Below are 16,093 nucleotides of genomic sequence, written 5' to 3' on the forward strand. Positions count from 1 at the left end.
CGTCTGGCTTTCAGCTATTCGCCGAGATCGCAGGATAGGTGTATCCAGCAAGTCGCTGACTTTGGCCGTTCCAAATATTTGCGACACATCCAACGAAGCCTCCGGATTGGATCACTTTTTTGGTTTTTCTATCTCAGATTGGAAGGCCTGCATTTAACCATCCTTCCCGCCATTGCTCCGAGCATTCGGGAACGCTGAATATGGGCAGTCTCGTTTGCTCTTTGATGTCGAGATCGGGACGAAGTTCCTTCAGTTCAGCGACCGCAGCCGTTGCTGACTCAAGGTCTCCGTTTTGAGCCAGGGATGCGATGAGCATGAGATGCGTAATCACGAATTTCGCCCTAATGGCCAAGGCGTTTCGATTGGCCTCTACAGCTTCGGCATAGCGCCCAAGTTGGAAAAATGCGGAGGCTTGCCCGACATAGGCTGCGTGCCGCATCGGATCTTTTGGACTGAGATTGATCGAGTGTGTAGCGTGTTCTAGGGCTTCTTCGGGTCTGTCGAGAAAATTCAGATTGATGCCAGCGAGCATATGAACGATCGCAGCGTTTGGATTTTCAGAGAGTGCTTGTTTGAAAACTGCGCGCGCGCGCGGCAGGTCTTGTGCAAGCATCGAGATCGAGTGTGCGGCGTAAGCCAACGCAATTCCATCCGCGCGATCACTTAACAATACACGTTCCGCTGCGGCGACGGCAGCCTTTGGCCCTTCGTCAATCGGTTTCAGCCCCTGCACCATCCTTTGGATATGCAACCACGCAAGCAATCCAGCTGCCGACGGGTAATCGGGATCGCGCTCCAACGCCAGACGCGTAAGGCGAATGGCCTCACGGTTGTCTTCGTCCGTCAGCAGATGAAAGTGTGATTGAGCCTGAAGATAAAGTTCATAGGCATCCAAATTTTCCGTCGGTTTCGCCCGAGCGCGGACCGTCTCGGCATGGCGAACGGACGGTTCGATCGCCGTGACAACTTCCTGTGTGACTTGATCTTGCAGGTCAAAAACATCGTCCAGCGTTCCATCGAAACGATCAGCCCAAAGATGACTGCCATTCTCTGCATCAATTAACTGTCCTGTAATGCGAAGGCGCTGGCCTGCTCGCCTTACCGACCCCTCAAGCACATATCTCACGCCGAGCGCCTGCCCGACTTCGCGAATGTCGGTACTCTTTCCTTTAAACGTGAAAGATGAGTTTCGCGCCACGACCATCAACCAACGAAATCGAGACAACTCTGTTATGATGTCCTCGGTAATTCCGTCGGCGAAAAACTCTTGCTCCTGGTCGCCCGACATATTGTCAAACGGCAGCACAGCAATACCGGGTTTCTCAGATTTGACAGATGCACTTGTCGTCGCCGAACCGACGGGCCACTGCCAGACACCAACGGGGCGAGTAATGTTTTTCAACTCAGTCTGCTGGCCACCAGAGAACGACGCGGCGGCATTCCTGTCTAAGCTGTTATGTGCTGTGTCTGAAAGCAGTATCTGCCCCGGTTCTGCTAATGCCTCCAGGCGGGAAGCTATGTTGATACCGTCACCGAATATGTCCTCGCCTTCCGAAACGACTTCCCCGGTATGTATACCGATGCGGATTTGGATCTCCTTTGGTCGGTCAGCGATCTGAACAGCAATCGCGAATTCTGTCGCGGCTGATGCGGAGCGAAACTCGACAATCCAGCCGTCACCCATGCTTTTGATCAGTTGTCCTTCATGAACTGCCAAAGCGGGTATCAAATGATCTTCACGGAAAATCTTCAGTGCTTTGAGCGTTCCGTCCCTGTCCTGATCCATCAACGCCGAGTATCCGGCGACATCAGCCGCCAGCACTGCAGCAAGCCTCTTTTCCATGTTTCTCCCCCCGCTTGTTGGAAGCTAGCTAGAAGAAATAGCACTGTCAGCCAGATATTTTGGCAAAGAGGTCCCATTGGGAAAGCGCAACCGCTTTTGGCTCGCTCCTACCTTAGGTGCATTGCAGCATCCATATGCCAAGCTGATCATTCGCAAACCCCCCACCAATAAACCGAATGACATGAACAACTAGCTGTAACACAATATGGTTGAGGAGAGTACTATGTGAGATGTATTTGACCGCATTTCAGACTGGTTGCAGAAGCTGGCCTTTTTCGATGGGGATATCGGTGGTTTAGTCCAGTATTTAAGCCATCGGTTGGTCGATGGTGGAGTTCCGGTCGCGCGTGTTTCACTTGGTCGTTTGATAATGCACCCCGTTGTTGGGCTGCTTGATGCGACTTGGGATGCTTCAAGCGACCGAATGGATTGGACTGTTATGCCACGGAGTTCGGTTACGGATGATCTTTTTGACAAAGCTCCATTTGGTGAAAACACCAAAGTAACAGAAAAACTCGCTAAGAAGTTCATGAATACCGAGATTTGGGACTTGGTCGACAGCATGGATGGCAAATTTGAAATGATGCCGTCAATTCGCGCTGATCTCACTGATCCGTAGGTCTGGGAAAACTACCTAATATACCAAGAGCTTGCCGCATCGGGCATCACTGACTACCTCGTTTTTTCTGACCGTGAGATCAATGGTCTTAGGCGTCTGTCCACACCTTTTTTGGGACGGCACGTGTTTTCTCTGAGCAGTTTTTGGCTGCCGAATTGATGGAAGCACATTTGGGCAGGAATTCAGGTCGCTCTATCTTAAGTGGACAAATATCGCGTGGCGATGTTCGAGAGATCGACTGTGCTCTTCTGTACAGTGACATGCATGGCTCGACGGCCCTAAGTCAACGTCTGTCTCCGAGTAAATACGTCGCGGCAGTTAACCGCTATTTTGACTGTGTTGCCGGCGCGGTTCACGACCACGGGGGAGAAGTTCTAAAATTTGTTGGCGACGGCTTGCTTGCGATATTCCCGTTTGACGGACGAAGAAGGTTACCAGAGGACGTGTGTGAAGCAGCATTGTCGGCCGCAAGAGAATCATTCCAAAGGCGGGAGGAAATCTTGACTGAGGACCGAATGGACTTTGGTATTGGTCTGCACATGGGGGCTGCCGTTTACGGCAATGTTGGCACTGAAAGAAGGCTGGATTTCATTGGCGGTCGCAACGAATGCGGAACGAAGTGTCGCTGAGCAGTCACTTGCAGCCGTAGGGACGAGAGATCTTTTCGACCATTTGATCAGTATCTCTGACGGCGTTCGGCCAAAACCTTCGCCAGAGTTATTCAAACTAGCGGCAAAACGTTTGGCGGTACCTCAAAACGACGTTTTGGTTATCGAGGATTCACCGCAAGGTGTTCAGGCAGCAATAGACGCGGGCATGAGCGTCCTATAGCTTATCGATTGAAGCACGGGCATTTAATTGCCGCCGTTGGTGTTAGGTATAGTCTATCTTCCACCAGTCCTTCGAAACGCAGCATTTTGCAGAATGGGTTCGATGCTGACCTCGGTGCCGGTGCAGCAAAGCCCCCTGCCCCGCAAATAACTGACACGGGGTGGCCCAGAGCGGCCTTTCAAACACCAATTCGACGCTTCAAAACCGAATCCCCAAAGCGGTCGTTCATAACACTAGCAATAGCCGATTGGCAGCGGGCCAGCGTCACTGGACGAAGCTGGTCTCAGCTGTTTTTCCTGTCAAAAAAAGCGTTTTCGCCACATCCCGAGCAAGTCAAGAGCACCCTTTTGCCACAACAATCCCTATTTCATCATGTATCTCCAAATCATACCATTTTGTCTGGTTGGCCGAACCCACCTCCGCCTGGTGTCTCCATTACGAAAACATCTCCCGGAAGCAGTACTGACTGGTCGTTACCGCTAAGCTCTTGAACCAACCCGTTGCCGCGGACAATAGCGTTCTGTCCCGTCGCGCCCGGGGCGCCGCCAGAGGCACCGTGTGGATGGATATCCCGGTGGGACGAAAGGACGGTCACGGTTGTTTCTTCTAAGAACCGCAACCGCCTGCGGATACCATCGCCACCTTGGAACTCACCGGTCCCGCCCGAACCAGAGCGGATCGAAAACTCCTCCAACCGCACCGGGAACCGGCTTTCCAGTACCTCCGGGTCCGTCATACGGGTGTTTGTCATGTGGCTGTGTACTGCACTGGCACCGTCAAAGCCCTTGCCAGCTCCGGTCCCTCCGCAGATGGTTTCGTAATTTTGATAGGTTGCATTGCCGTAGACAAAGTTGTTCATCGTGCCCTGGCTGCCTGCAACAACCCCAAGTGCACCATAAAGGGTGTCCGCAATGGCTTGTGAGACTTCAGTATTGCCGGAAATGACAGCCGCGGGCGCGTTGGGATTGATCATCGTTCCCGTCGGAACAATCAGATTCAGAGGTTTCATACAGCCTTCGTTCATCGGAATGTCGCTGCCGACCAACGTTCGGAACACGTACAAGACAACGGCACGGCAAATCGCCAGTGGCGCATTGTAGTTGAGCGGTGATTGGCCGGAAGTGCCCGAAAAATCGATGGTGGCGGTTCGGGATGCCTTGTCTACCGAAATTGCAACTTCGATTTTTGCCCCTCCGTCCAATGGGTAGGAAAAGCTGCAATCTCGCAGGACGTCGAGAACCCGTCGCACACTCTCCTCAGCGTTGTCCTGAACGTGCCCCATATAGGCGTGGACTGTTGGCAGACCAAACTGTGCCGATATCTTGCGCAGCTCGACCGCTCCGGTCTCGTTCGCGGCAATCTGCGCCGCAAGATCCGCCATGTTCTGATCGACATTGCGACAGGGGTAACGCCCCGACGCCAACAGTTCGCGCGCCGCGTCGTCACGCAATTCACCCCGATCGACCAACAAGAAGTTGTCGATCAACACGCCTTCCTCTTCTATGTGGTGACTGTCAGGCGGAGCCGAGCCGGGGGTTTTACCTCCGATATCAGCGTGATGGCCGCGCGAGGCGACGGTGAACACAATTTTCTCACCCGCTTCGTCAAAAACTGGGGTGATAACGGTGACGTCGGGAAGGTGGGTTCCGCCGTTATAGGGGTCATTCATCATGAATACGTCGCCTGGACGGATCTTACCCTTGTTTTGGCGCAGGATCGTTCGAACGCTTTCCGACATCGAGCCCAAGTGCACGGGCACATGCGGTGCGTTGGCAACCAGATCACCGTTTTGGTCAAATATCGCGCAGGAAAAGTCGTACCGTTCTTTGATATTCACTGAATACGCCGTATTGGCGAGGGTCGCCCCCATCTGTTCGGCGATAGACATGAAAAGGTTGTTGAACACTTCCAGCATAACCGGATCGACATTTGTGCCAACCGCCTCAACCCGCTGCAGTGGTATCTCCCGCGTCAGAACTAGGTTGCCACCGCTCAGACAGGTGGCGGTCCAGCCGGCTTCGACGACATTTGTCCCGGTGGGTTCGGTCAAGATCGCCGGACCTTTGATCGATTGGCCTATGCCAAGCTCCGTCCGATCAATAAGGGGAACCTGTTTGCGTTGCCCACTGCAATAAATCGTCACCGGAACCTGAGTGGCCTCGGCCGCGGTGTTGTCGGGCAAAGTGACCTGCTCACCCGTCTTTCCGATTGCCTCTGTCACCAACATCTCGATGATCAGATCGCTGGTATCCGGCGTGAAGCCAAAGCGCTGCTTGTGCGCCACGACAAATGCGTCACGCATCGTATCCGGGTCGGAAAACGGCACCGACAGACTTTGCTGAGCGTCCGCGGGACGGATATGGGCAGTTGCTGAGATCGAAATATCTACTTCGGCCACACCCTGCGCTGCAACCTCAGCCGTAGCGGACTGTGCCAGAGCATCACAGATATTCTGTGCCTCTGGATCCAGAATAGAGGACTGGAACTGGTGTTCCCGGATCGCTGTGATGTCCGCCAAACCCATACCAAAAGCTGACAAAACGCCTGCATAAGGGTGAATAAAAATCCGTTCCATCCCCAGCGCGTCGGCGACCAGACAGGCGTGCTGTCCCCCGGCGCCGCCAAAGCAATTCATAGTGTATTTGGTAACGTCGTAACCGCGTTGCACACTGATTTTCTTGATCGCGTTCGCCATGTTCTCAACAGCGATCCGCAAAAAGCCCTCGGCAAGTTCCTCAATTGATTTATCCGTGCGCATTTCGGCCGCCAGAGATTCAAATTTTCTGCGCACAATTTCTTTGTCCAACGGTTCGTTGCCTTCATGGCCGAAAACCGAAGGGAAATGCTCGGGCTGCAGTTTACCAAGCAAGACATTGCAGTCGGTGACGGTCAGCGGGCCGCCGCGCCTATAGGCAGCAGGTCCGGGGTTGGCGCCAGCACTTTCCGGCCCGACCTGCATCCTGCCATCGCGAAAGGACAGGATTGATCCGCCACCTGCAGCGACCGTATGGATCGACATCATCGGCGCACGCATCCGGACGCCAGCAACCTCGGTTTCAAAGGATCGTTCATATTCACCGGCATAGTGACACACGTCCGTAGACGTACCACCCATGTCGAAACCAATCAGTTTGTCAAAGCCATGATCTGCAGCGGTGCGTACCATCCCGACGACACCGCCCGCCGGCCCGGACAAGATGGCATCACGGCCCTGGAAGAGATCAGCGTCAGTCAAGCCGCCGTTAGACTGCATGAACATCAATTGATTACACCCGCCTTCATCCGCGCCCAGAGCTTTCGCTACCTGCTCTACATATCGGCGAAGAATGGGTGACAAATAGGCATCAACCACTGCGGTATCTCCGCGGCCGACCAGTTTGATCAGCGGGCTCACCACGTGGCTAAGCGAGATTTGTGGAAACCCAACGGCACGCGCCAGCTCGCCAATCAGTTTTTCATGATTGGGATGCTGAAAGCTGTGCATAAGCGCGACAGCGACGGAACGATATCCTTCCGAATAGGCCTTTTCCAAAGCGGTTTTCGTTTTGTCGATATCCAGCTGCGTTACGACCTCGCCATCCGCCGCGATGCGTTCTTCGACTTCGACTACGTCTTCGTACAAAAGCTCGGGCAGTTGGATGTTCAGGTCGAACAGGCGAGGACGGTTCTGATATCCGATCCGCAAAAGATCGCGCAGCCCCTTCGTTATGAACAGAATGGTTCGGTCGCCTTTCCGTTCAAGCAGCGCGTTGGTCGCGACCGTGGTTCCCATCTTTACCGCACGAATTGACCCTTTTGGGATGTCCTGATCACTTTCCAAACCCAGTAATTCACGGACCCCTTGTACGGCGGCGTCAGCATAGCGCTCAGGATTCTCGGACAGCAACTTATGTGTCTGCAAACTCCCATCCGGCTTGCGTGCAACGATGTCGGTGAACGTGCCACCTCGATCAACCCAAAACTGCCACATGGACATAACTCCTCTGTTTGCCGGACAAACCGGCATTGAATTTCATGAAAGTGGAAAGGTGCCTTGGCGGTTTAGTACACCAGAGAAGGCAACCAGGTTGCGAGCTTAGGAAAGACCAAAAGAAGCCCGAGCATGACGAACATGGTGACAACAAATGGCAATGCGCCGCGGATCACATCCATCATGGGCCCTGCTTTTCTGATCCCCTGCACCACATACAGATTGATCCCAATGGGCGGCGTGATCAGAGCGGTTTCCAGAAGTACCATCAACAAGATGCCAAACCAAACCGGATCAAAGCCAAGCGCCACAACGATCGGTGTAACCAGCGGTGCCATGGTCAACAGCATGGAAAGCGTCTCCATGAAGCAGCCGATCAGGATCAGCACCGCGACGATCATCAACATGGTTTGCATGGGGCTCCAGCCCAGCCCTGTGACGAAATCGGTCAGAGCTTGGGTCAGACCGATGATTGAAAGGACAAAGTTCAGGAACACCGCAGCTATGATGATCAGCATGATCATGGCCGTCGTACGCATCGTGCCTTCAATTGCGTGACGCATGGTTTCCATCGACATCTTGCCGTTGAACGCCGCAAGCGCCATCGAGGCAACAACCCCCAAAGCTGCGGCTTCTGTCGGAGTTGCCAGTCCCGCATAAATGGAGCCGACGACTACCATGAAGATGCCAAGTGGCGGGATCAGTGCGGGAAGTGCAGCAAGCCGCTCTGCCCAGCTGTGGCGTAATTGGTCCCCGCCCCATTCCGGCCTGATCATGCATGCCACAACGACGGTCGCCATGAACAGCAGTGCCAGCAGAAATCCGGGCAGGAAGCCCGCCAGATACAGTTCCGGCACGGACGTATTGGTCAACAAACCATACAGGATCAGGTTGATCGAAGGCGGGATGAGAATGCCGAGCGTTCCTCCGGCAGCCACGGTGCCGAGAAACAGCCGTTCGTTGTAACCCCGTTTTTTGATCTGCGGCACAGCCACCGTTCCGATGGTTGCGGCTGTGGCTACGGATGACCCAGACGTTGCCGCAAACAGGGCCGAGGATCCGATATTGGAATGCATCAACCCACCCGGCAACCATCCAAGCCATTTGACGATACCGTCGTACATCCGTTCGGTGATGCCAGCACGCAAAAGGATCTCTCCCATCATTACGAACATCGGGATTGCCACCAGCAGAAAGTCCGTGCTGGTCTGCCATGCCATATCCGATATTGCGCGGTGCAACGGCATCGGGCTATCGGTCCATTGCAGGATCAGGCCCAGCCAACCCAACGAGGCGGCAATAGGAACGGCCAGACCGATGAGAGCAAGAAGGATCAGGAGTGTCTTGATCAGCATTGGTCTATACCGTCTCGTCTTCTATTTGTTCGTCCAGGGATTTCACGCCGATCAGGTCCTGCACTGCGGCCAGATCGCCTCGGAAATACTGTCGGATCGCGGTCAGAGCGATCAGAACGCCCGAGCCTACAAAGAACATCCAACCCAAGAGCCACGGTATCTGGGGAATGGCCAGCGGAACGCGCATCGGCGTAATTGATCGGGAACCGTTAGCCAGCGTATCCGCCACCATTCCACACACCATCACAACGATGACCAACGCAAACCCCGTCAAAAGCACGAGGCCAAACAGGTTGATAAACGGGTGCAGCGCTTTGGGAATTGCTCCAAGCAGAGCGTCAACCCGGATATGCGCGCGTTCAAACAGCGCAAAAGACAGCGCCAAAGCGGTTGCCACACCGAAGGCATAGCCCGAGATTTCGTCCGCCCCGCCCAGAGAGATGTTGAAAACTTTGCGCAGAAAGACTTCGAGAGTGATGAGGAAGGCCGAAAACACGATCAGTGTACCGCCCAGCCACGTCATCCAGAGGCTGAGCCTCTGCGCGCCGCCTAAGAGCTTGTCTAACATTTTGATAACCTGATGTTTTGTGGTGAGGCGGCGGGAGTCCGGCCGCCCCACTGAATAGGCCGGATTACTTGGCTTCGGCTTTCAGGCCAAGGATCGGGCCAACGGTTTCATTCCAATTTGCGGCACAATCGGCGCCGCAGCGTTCCGCCCAACGGGCCAGCACGACATCGGTCGCGATCTTGTCCCGTGCGGACAGATCGTCTGCCGAGGGTTCGACGAGCGTCATGGATCCGGCTTCTCCGATCTCGCATGTGCCGCCAGTGATGCATGAAATCGCAATGTCATCTTCGGTTGCAGTCTCGGCCCACATGGAGTCCGTCAGCGCTGCGAGTTCGGTTTCCAAGAGTGCCTGTTGCTCGGGCGACAGGCTGTTCCATTTGTCCAGGTTCATGGCTCCGAATGCGAGACCCCAACCGACACGCAAGGTATAAGCGTGGGTGGCGACCTGGTTCCACTTGGCTGTATAGGCTGACATCGTCCCCGTAATCGCACAGTCGACGACACCTTTCTCCAGTGCCGGGATAACCTCGGAAAAGGCGACGGTCACGGATGTGCCCCCGACGCCCTCGACAAAATCACCCAAGGTCGTCGAATAGACACGGATTTTCTTGCCTTCCAGATCGGCAATCCCGTTCACTTCGGCGTTGCACCACAAGGTTTGGCTTGGGAACGGGTACAGCATCAACAGCTTGGCATTGTAGATTTCTTCGAACGCCGCGGACAGCGTGTGGAAATAGGCATCGGCCACCTTTCGTTGAGTGTCGATATCCTGTGTCAGGGTAGACAAATCTGCACCTTCGAAGATCGCATTTTCAGCAGCGACGTAGCCAGGCAACCCGAATGCAAAGTCAAAGACGCCGTTCTTGACCATGCGCATGATCTCGAAGCCTTTTAGCCCCAAACCGGATTGCGATTGGATCTTTCCGACTATTTCTCCACCTGATGCCTCGTTGAGCCTCTGGTTAAAGAAAGGCTCTTCGTGTTTCTGGTAATTCGTAAGGCTGGACCAAGTTCCAACTGCATTCAGAACCACGGGACTGTCGGCGATTGCAGCGGTTGCTGAAACAGCGAGCGCGCCGAGTGTTGTTGCGAGTTTCTTCATCTGGTTTCTCTCCTGTTGCATCATCTTGATTGGTAGATTGGTGTTTCGGCGTCATCAGCGATGTCGGTGATCAGCATGTGACCCGGTTTGTGTGTGATCGCGATTGAAGGTTTGGCATTCTTGATCGCAGCCTGAGGTGTGACGCCACAAGCCCAGAACATTGGCGTGGTTCCGTCCGGGACCGGAGCCGGATCACCCCAATCGGGGCTGCTAATGTCGGCGATCCCAATGATCGCAGGATCGCCCCAATGCACCGGACCGCCGTGCGCCAAAGGAAACTTGCGCGAGATTTCGACAACCTCGTCGACCCTTGCATTAGGGATCGCCCGCATACTGACGACCATGGGTCCCTCGAACGGACCGGATTTTATCGTCTGGATGCTGGTCGCGAACATTGGCACAGTGCGGTCGTTTTCGATGTGCCAGAGCGGTACTTTGGCCTGTTGCAATGCATGTTCGAAGGTAAACGAGCACCCCAATGCGAAAGCCACAAAATCAGCACGCCACAGGTTCTCAAGATCATAAACCGTGTCGGTGTGAATGCCATCGCGATAAATGTAGTAGGCCGGAGTATCGGTGCGGATATCGATATCACTGCCCAAGGTGTTCATGTTCGGATTACCTGTGTCGGAAACACCAACAATCGGACAGGGTTTTGGATTTCGCTGGCAGTAGCGCATGAAATCCAACGCGTAAGGTTCGGGCAATATCGCCAGGTTGGCCTGCAGGGTATTTCCGCCCAAACCGGCAGTGTGCCCGCGATAGGCCTGTGACCTGATCTGCGCGCGCACAGACTCTGTTGTCGCAGATTTTAGTGGCTCAAACAGATCGTTCATCACGACGCCTCCCTCATTTGGAATACGTTCGTGTGACCGAGGCATAAAATCAAATTGTATTATTTTTGGCTTCTACATAAAAAATTTTTATGCTTGTTGAAGCGCTATTTCCTTGGCGATACCCGCTGCAGCCTCAAGCAGATGGTTGCGTGGATCACCCAGATAAGACGCAGAAAATTGAAGGGGTTCGGGAACCCATCCCGGGTTGAATTCGACCAGTTTTCCCTCTTGCACCAGTTTTTTTGCCAGCGAGATCGGGAGGGCGCCTACGCATAGCCCAGCCTCAACCATCCGAAAGCAAGATGACAATGAGGAGGACGGGAAAAGGGAGATTCCGGAACCGAACCGTTCGTACAGAGCGGCTCTCAATACCCGGTACGGCCGAGTGTTCTTGGCGTAGGTCGCGATGGGAATGCCGGCCAGATCGATATTTTGACCAACAGGTCCACCCGACGCCTGGAACCATGCCAGTGGCACATCCGGCAATACCACGTTGTCAACCGTGTAATCCGAGACCGGCCCAAGCAGGATACCCAGATCGATTTCACGCCCCAGCAACTGGTCCCGTAGGTTCAATGAAATGTCGACGCTGATCTCGATCTTGAGAGAGGGGTATTTTGCGCGCAACGCACCGACGAATTCGGGCAACCAGCTTTGTGCGATGGTTTCGGACACGCCAAGGCGGATCAACCTGTCAACAGCGCTCGTGTCCACAACGTGCTCTTCGACCAGATCGGAAAGGTGCTGAAATTGCTCGGCATAGTGGATCAGCATATCCCCACGCTTGGTCAGGCGCATTCCGGCGCTTTCACGTTCAAACAACGACGTTCCCAAGACGTCTTCAAGGGACTTGATGCGCGTTGTCACGGCAGGTTGCGTAAGGTTGAGCACATCGGCTGCTTTGCTGACACTGCCGAAGCGCACGACAGCAAGAAATGTTTGTAGATGATCGAGTTTGAGCCGAGACACGCTGATCGCTTTCTGCTGAGAACGGTCCTGATCTTACTATCGTATTACCACTACACAACGCCCTCTCAGCACGGACGCTGAGTATTCCATGCACTCACGATCGCCAAGAAGCGAAATCATTCCGATACACGCTTTTTCAGACGCTATTCTTAGTGCCCCCAAAGCCCCGCTCAAAATGTGCTATCCTTCAGACATCCGCCGACAGGCGCTGCTCGCTCTTCCTCGGCGGATATCACACGGGGGATTGATTGATGACCGAATTTGACCTCGGCACGTATAGTCGTGCCATAACAACTTCATCTGATAAAGCTCAGGAACTATTCGACCAGGGTCTGGTCTGGTTGTTCGGATATAATCATGAGGCTGCAGCCGCCTGTTTCGAACAAGCACTCACATATGACCCGAAATGTGGCATGGCACATTGGGGCGTCGCCTATGCCATTGGCCCCAATTACAACAAGCCGTGGGAGTTTTTTGAGCCCGATGAAAAAGTCGCAACGCTCGAGAAAGCCCAACAGTCAATCGAGGCGGCTATGGCGTTGCGCAAAACATCTACGCAGGTCGAGGCCGCTTTGATCGAAGCGATATCACATCGTTTTCCTTCGGACCCCGATATTGAGGATTACACACCTTGGAATGACGCGTTCGCGGACTCAATGCGTGAGGTCTATTCAAACAATCCAGACGATCTTGAGGTCTCATCCGTATTTGCCGAGGCTTTGATGAACCGCACCCCATGGCAGCTTTGGGATTTGAAGAAAGGGATACCTGCCGAAGGGGCTTCGACCAAAGAGGCACAGACCGTATTGGAAACAGCGTTTGATAACCTGCCTAGCGCTTGGGACCACCCAGGGCTGCTGCATATGTATATCCATCTGATGGAGATGTCGCCTACACCCGAAAAGGCCCTGCGACACGGGGATCGGCTGGTCGATTTGGTCCCAGATAGCGGACACCTGGTGCATATGGCCACGCATATCGATGTTCTTTGTGGTGACTATCAGAATGTCGTCTGGCGCAATCATCGAGCCGCCACCGTTGACCAGAAATACGAAGCGACGGCAGGTGGCGAGAACTTTTATACCGTCTATCGTGTCCACAATGTGCATTTCGAAGCCTACGGCGCCATGTTCCTTGGGCAGCCTGAAAAGGCACTCGCTGCATCGGAAGAGCTGATGCGGATGCTGCCTGACAATGTGATCCGGTTCTTCCCAGACCTATTTGAATCTTTTTATGGCAAGAAGGTGCATGTCATGGTCCGATTTGGCATGTGGCAGGAAATTCTGGATGAACCATTGCCCGAAGATGCTGAACTATACAGCTACACAACAGCCGCGATTCAACAGGCACGCGCGGTCGCACTTGCAAACCTGGGACAGCTGGACGCCGCCTACCAAGCCCGTGAAGTGGCTATTGAGGCGCGCAAGGCGGTGCCAGAAAGCCGTCTGGTCTTCAACAATACAGCCGAGGATGTTTTGATGATTGGCGAAGCCATGATGGATGGTGAGATCGCTTTCAAATCCGGAGACCATGAAGGCGGACTAACCCATCTACGTCGGTCGGTCGAACTGGATGACGCCTTGGTCTATGACGAACCCTGGGGGTGGATGCAGCCGACGCGCCACGCGTTGGGCGCGTTGTTGATGGAGGCTGGTCAATTTGACGAGGCTGAAGCGGTCTACCGCGCCGATCTGGGCCTTGACGATACGCTGGCGCGCGCCTGCCAACATCCGCGCAATATTTGGAGTCTTCATGGCTTGCACGAATGTCTGGTGCAGCGCGGCGAAGAGACTGAAGCGCGGCATATCAAACTCCTGCTGGATCAGGCGGCGGCGCGCGCGACGGTTCCGGTTCACGCATCCTGCTATTGCCGCAGCAAGGTGAGAGCTGCCTAGCCGTCCTCACCTATGTAGCGGTTGTAATTTGTTCAGACCCGTGGGCAAATCAGTACTGGTTTGCCCCCCAACGACGTGTAAAAATTATTTGATAAAACTATTATATTTCTGTCATGTGAGCGCCCTACACCCGCTGAACGAAATTGCATTCCGACAGCCAGGAGCTATCCATGAAAGACTTCGATCCTACAAACATGTCCGCCGATGATTGGGATGAGCTGCACTTCCCTCGCCCCGAGGAAAACGATTTTGATCGCGTCGTCGAAAGTGCCATCTCTCGCCGCGGATTTCTGGCGGGTGTTGTAGCATTCGGATCGGGTGCTGCAGCCATGGGTGCAGGTCTATTGACCTCAACCGCAGCACAGGCTGTTGGAGCTTCGCGCTTTGCCTTCACCCCGATCCCTGCCCAGACCGATGGCACCGTCCACGTTCCCGAAGGCTATGAGTGGAAGATGCTGATGCGCTGGGGTGATCCGCTGTTTTCGGAAGCGGACGGTTATGATCTGACAGATGGCGGTTCGGTTGAGAACTCTGACAAGATCTTTGGTGAGAACACCGATGGGATGGAAACCTTTTCATTCCAGGGCCACGAGTTGATCGCGATCAACCACGAATATCCGAACCGCAAGATAAACCTGCCTGCTGCGCAGGAGGGAGTGCCTGCCAGCGCAAATGACGTTCTGAAACTCCAAAACATTCAGGGCGTAACTGTGATGGAGATCAAGGAAGGCCCTGAGGGCTGGGTGGCCGTCAAGGACAGTCCTTTCAACCGCCGGATCCACCACAATACGCCGATGAGGATCGCCGGCCCTGCTGCGGGGCACGAGTTGCTGAAGACCGAATCTGATCCCACCGGCACCGCGGCGCTGGGTACGATGAATAACTGTGGTTCGGGCAAGACGCCTTGGGGCACCTACTTGACCTGCGAAGAGAATTTCAACGGTTACTTCGGCTCCTCTGATGAAAATGCCAGCTACGACCAGAAGGTCGCAGATGGCATGAAGCGCTATGGCATCAAGGCCGAAAGCTGGAATGGCTACGAGTCGTTTGATCCACGCTTTGACACCTCGAAAAACCCTAACGAACCACATCGCGCAGGCTGGATCGTTGAAATCGACCCGACCAAGCCCGACAGCACACCGGTCAAGCACACCGGTCTGGGCCGCTTCAAGCACGAAAATGCCGAGGTGGCGCTGGCGGCCGACGGTCGTGTCGTGGTCTATATGGGCGACGATGAGCGCGGCGAGTACCTTTACAAATTCGTCTCGAACGCTGCCTACGCTCCCGGCGTCGACACCGAAAATCTGCTGAATGACGGAACACTTTTTGTCGCCAAATTTAACGACGACATGAGCGGTGAGTGGCTGCCTTTGACGCCGGATTCTACAGGTATGGATGCGGCCGAGATCTTGATCTTTACCCGTATGGCCGCTTCGGCAGTGGGCGGCACCACCATGGACCGCCCGGAATGGGTGGCCTCAAGCCCTGTTGCAGTTGAGGCCTATTGCTGTCTGACCAACAACAAGAACCGCGGCGTGAAACCAAATGCCGGTGGCGATGATACCTCGGCCAACGGTCCAAACCCGCGCGATGCCAACAAATACGGTCAAATCGTGCGCTGGCGCCCAGCGAATGAGGATCACGCGGCCACAGGCTTTGACTGGGACCTGTATATCATGGCCGGAAACCCGACCGTACATTCGGACGACCGCGCTGGTTCAGCGAACGTGAATGAGGGCAACCTGTTCAACTCGCCAGACGGTATGGCGATCGACTCGACAGGACTGGTCTGGATTCAGACGGATGGCAAAGACAACAACGAAGAAGATTTCGCTGGCAATGGCAATAACCAGATGTTGGTTGGTGATCCTGCCACCGGCGAGATCGTGCGCTTTATGACTGGTCCGAATGGCTGCGAGGTCACCGGCCTGGCCTGGTCTACCGACCTGCGTACCATGTTCGTGGGCATCCAGCACCCGGGCAGCAATTGGCCCGATGGCGGCACGCCACGCTCATCGGTGATCGCGATCAAACGTACCGATAACGGGCTTGTTGGCTAAACCGATCCAATGAGTGAAAGCGCCCTCGAACTCGGGTTCGGGGGC

The 16,093-nt window shown here is 54.6% G+C and carries 12 protein-coding genes; 5 read left to right on the forward strand and 7 right to left on the reverse strand.

What is annotated here, in order from left to right; translation table 11 throughout:
- Positions 1-133: 133 nt before the first annotated feature.
- Entirely contained in the window at positions 134-1,843 is a 1,710-nt protein-coding gene (locus tag ACR0DU_RS14820) for an adenylate/guanylate cyclase domain-containing protein (RefSeq protein WP_480875576.1), read from the reverse strand.
- 256 nt (positions 1,844-2,099) lie between these two features.
- Between ACR0DU_RS14820 and ACR0DU_RS14825 the strand changes: the two genes are divergently transcribed.
- The 3 genes from ACR0DU_RS14825 (at position 2,100) to ACR0DU_RS14835 (ending at position 3,293) form a co-directional block, all read left to right on the forward strand.
- Positions 2,100-2,462, forward strand: a complete 363-nt coding sequence (locus ACR0DU_RS14825; protein ID WP_480875578.1) for a hypothetical protein — start codon at positions 2,100-2,102, stop codon at positions 2,460-2,462.
- 260 nt (positions 2,463-2,722) lie between these two features.
- A complete protein-coding gene (locus ACR0DU_RS14830) occupies positions 2,723-3,091 on the forward strand; it encodes an adenylate/guanylate cyclase domain-containing protein (RefSeq protein ID WP_480875881.1) in 369 nt (122 codons plus the stop codon).
- Positions 3,024-3,293: an HAD family hydrolase gene (locus ACR0DU_RS14835; RefSeq protein WP_480875580.1), complete on the forward strand. Its 270-nt coding sequence runs from the start codon at positions 3,024-3,026 to the stop codon at positions 3,291-3,293. The genes ACR0DU_RS14830 and ACR0DU_RS14835 overlap by 68 nt, the downstream gene beginning before the upstream one ends.
- A gap of 385 nt (positions 3,294-3,678) precedes the next feature.
- On the opposite strand, the gene ACR0DU_RS14840 is transcribed toward ACR0DU_RS14835, so the two are convergent.
- From ACR0DU_RS14840 to ACR0DU_RS14865, 6 genes are all read right to left on the reverse strand, one after another.
- Complete coding sequence (locus ACR0DU_RS14840) at positions 3,679-7,263, reverse strand: hydantoinase B/oxoprolinase family protein (protein WP_480875583.1); 3,585 nt, start codon at positions 7,261-7,263, stop codon at positions 3,679-3,681.
- Positions 7,264-7,334: 71 nt separating this feature from the next.
- Positions 7,335-8,618, reverse strand: a complete 1,284-nt coding sequence (locus ACR0DU_RS14845; RefSeq protein WP_010441863.1) for a TRAP transporter large permease — start codon at positions 8,616-8,618, stop codon at positions 7,335-7,337.
- Between the two features lie 4 nt (positions 8,619-8,622).
- On the reverse strand, positions 8,623-9,186 hold the full coding sequence (locus ACR0DU_RS14850) for a TRAP transporter small permease subunit (protein WP_480875586.1): 564 nt from the start codon (positions 9,184-9,186) through the stop codon (positions 8,623-8,625).
- A gap of 64 nt (positions 9,187-9,250) precedes the next feature.
- A complete protein-coding gene (locus ACR0DU_RS14855; protein ID WP_480875589.1) occupies positions 9,251-10,288 on the reverse strand; it encodes a TRAP transporter substrate-binding protein in 1,038 nt (345 codons plus the stop codon).
- A 20-nt stretch (positions 10,289-10,308) separates the two neighbouring features.
- On the reverse strand, positions 10,309-11,124 hold the full coding sequence (locus tag ACR0DU_RS14860; RefSeq protein WP_319545019.1) for a putative hydro-lyase: 816 nt from the start codon (positions 11,122-11,124) through the stop codon (positions 10,309-10,311).
- An 87-nt stretch (positions 11,125-11,211) separates the two neighbouring features.
- Positions 11,212-12,093: a LysR family transcriptional regulator gene (locus ACR0DU_RS14865; protein ID WP_480875591.1), complete on the reverse strand. Its 882-nt coding sequence runs from the start codon at positions 12,091-12,093 to the stop codon at positions 11,212-11,214.
- A gap of 251 nt (positions 12,094-12,344) precedes the next feature.
- Here ACR0DU_RS14865 and ACR0DU_RS14870 point away from each other — a divergent pair, with 251 nt between their 5' ends.
- Both ACR0DU_RS14870 and ACR0DU_RS14875 read left to right on the forward strand, forming a co-directional pair.
- The gene (locus ACR0DU_RS14870) at positions 12,345-13,988 is read left to right on the forward strand and encodes a hypothetical protein (protein WP_480875592.1); all 1,644 of its coding nucleotides are present in this window, start codon (positions 12,345-12,347) and stop codon (positions 13,986-13,988) included.
- A gap of 170 nt (positions 13,989-14,158) precedes the next feature.
- The gene (locus ACR0DU_RS14875) at positions 14,159-16,048 is read left to right on the forward strand and encodes a PhoX family protein (RefSeq protein WP_480875594.1); all 1,890 of its coding nucleotides are present in this window, start codon (positions 14,159-14,161) and stop codon (positions 16,046-16,048) included.
- The last annotated feature ends 45 nt before the right edge of the window (positions 16,049-16,093 follow it).

The organism is Ruegeria sp. G2, assembly GCF_056533505.1.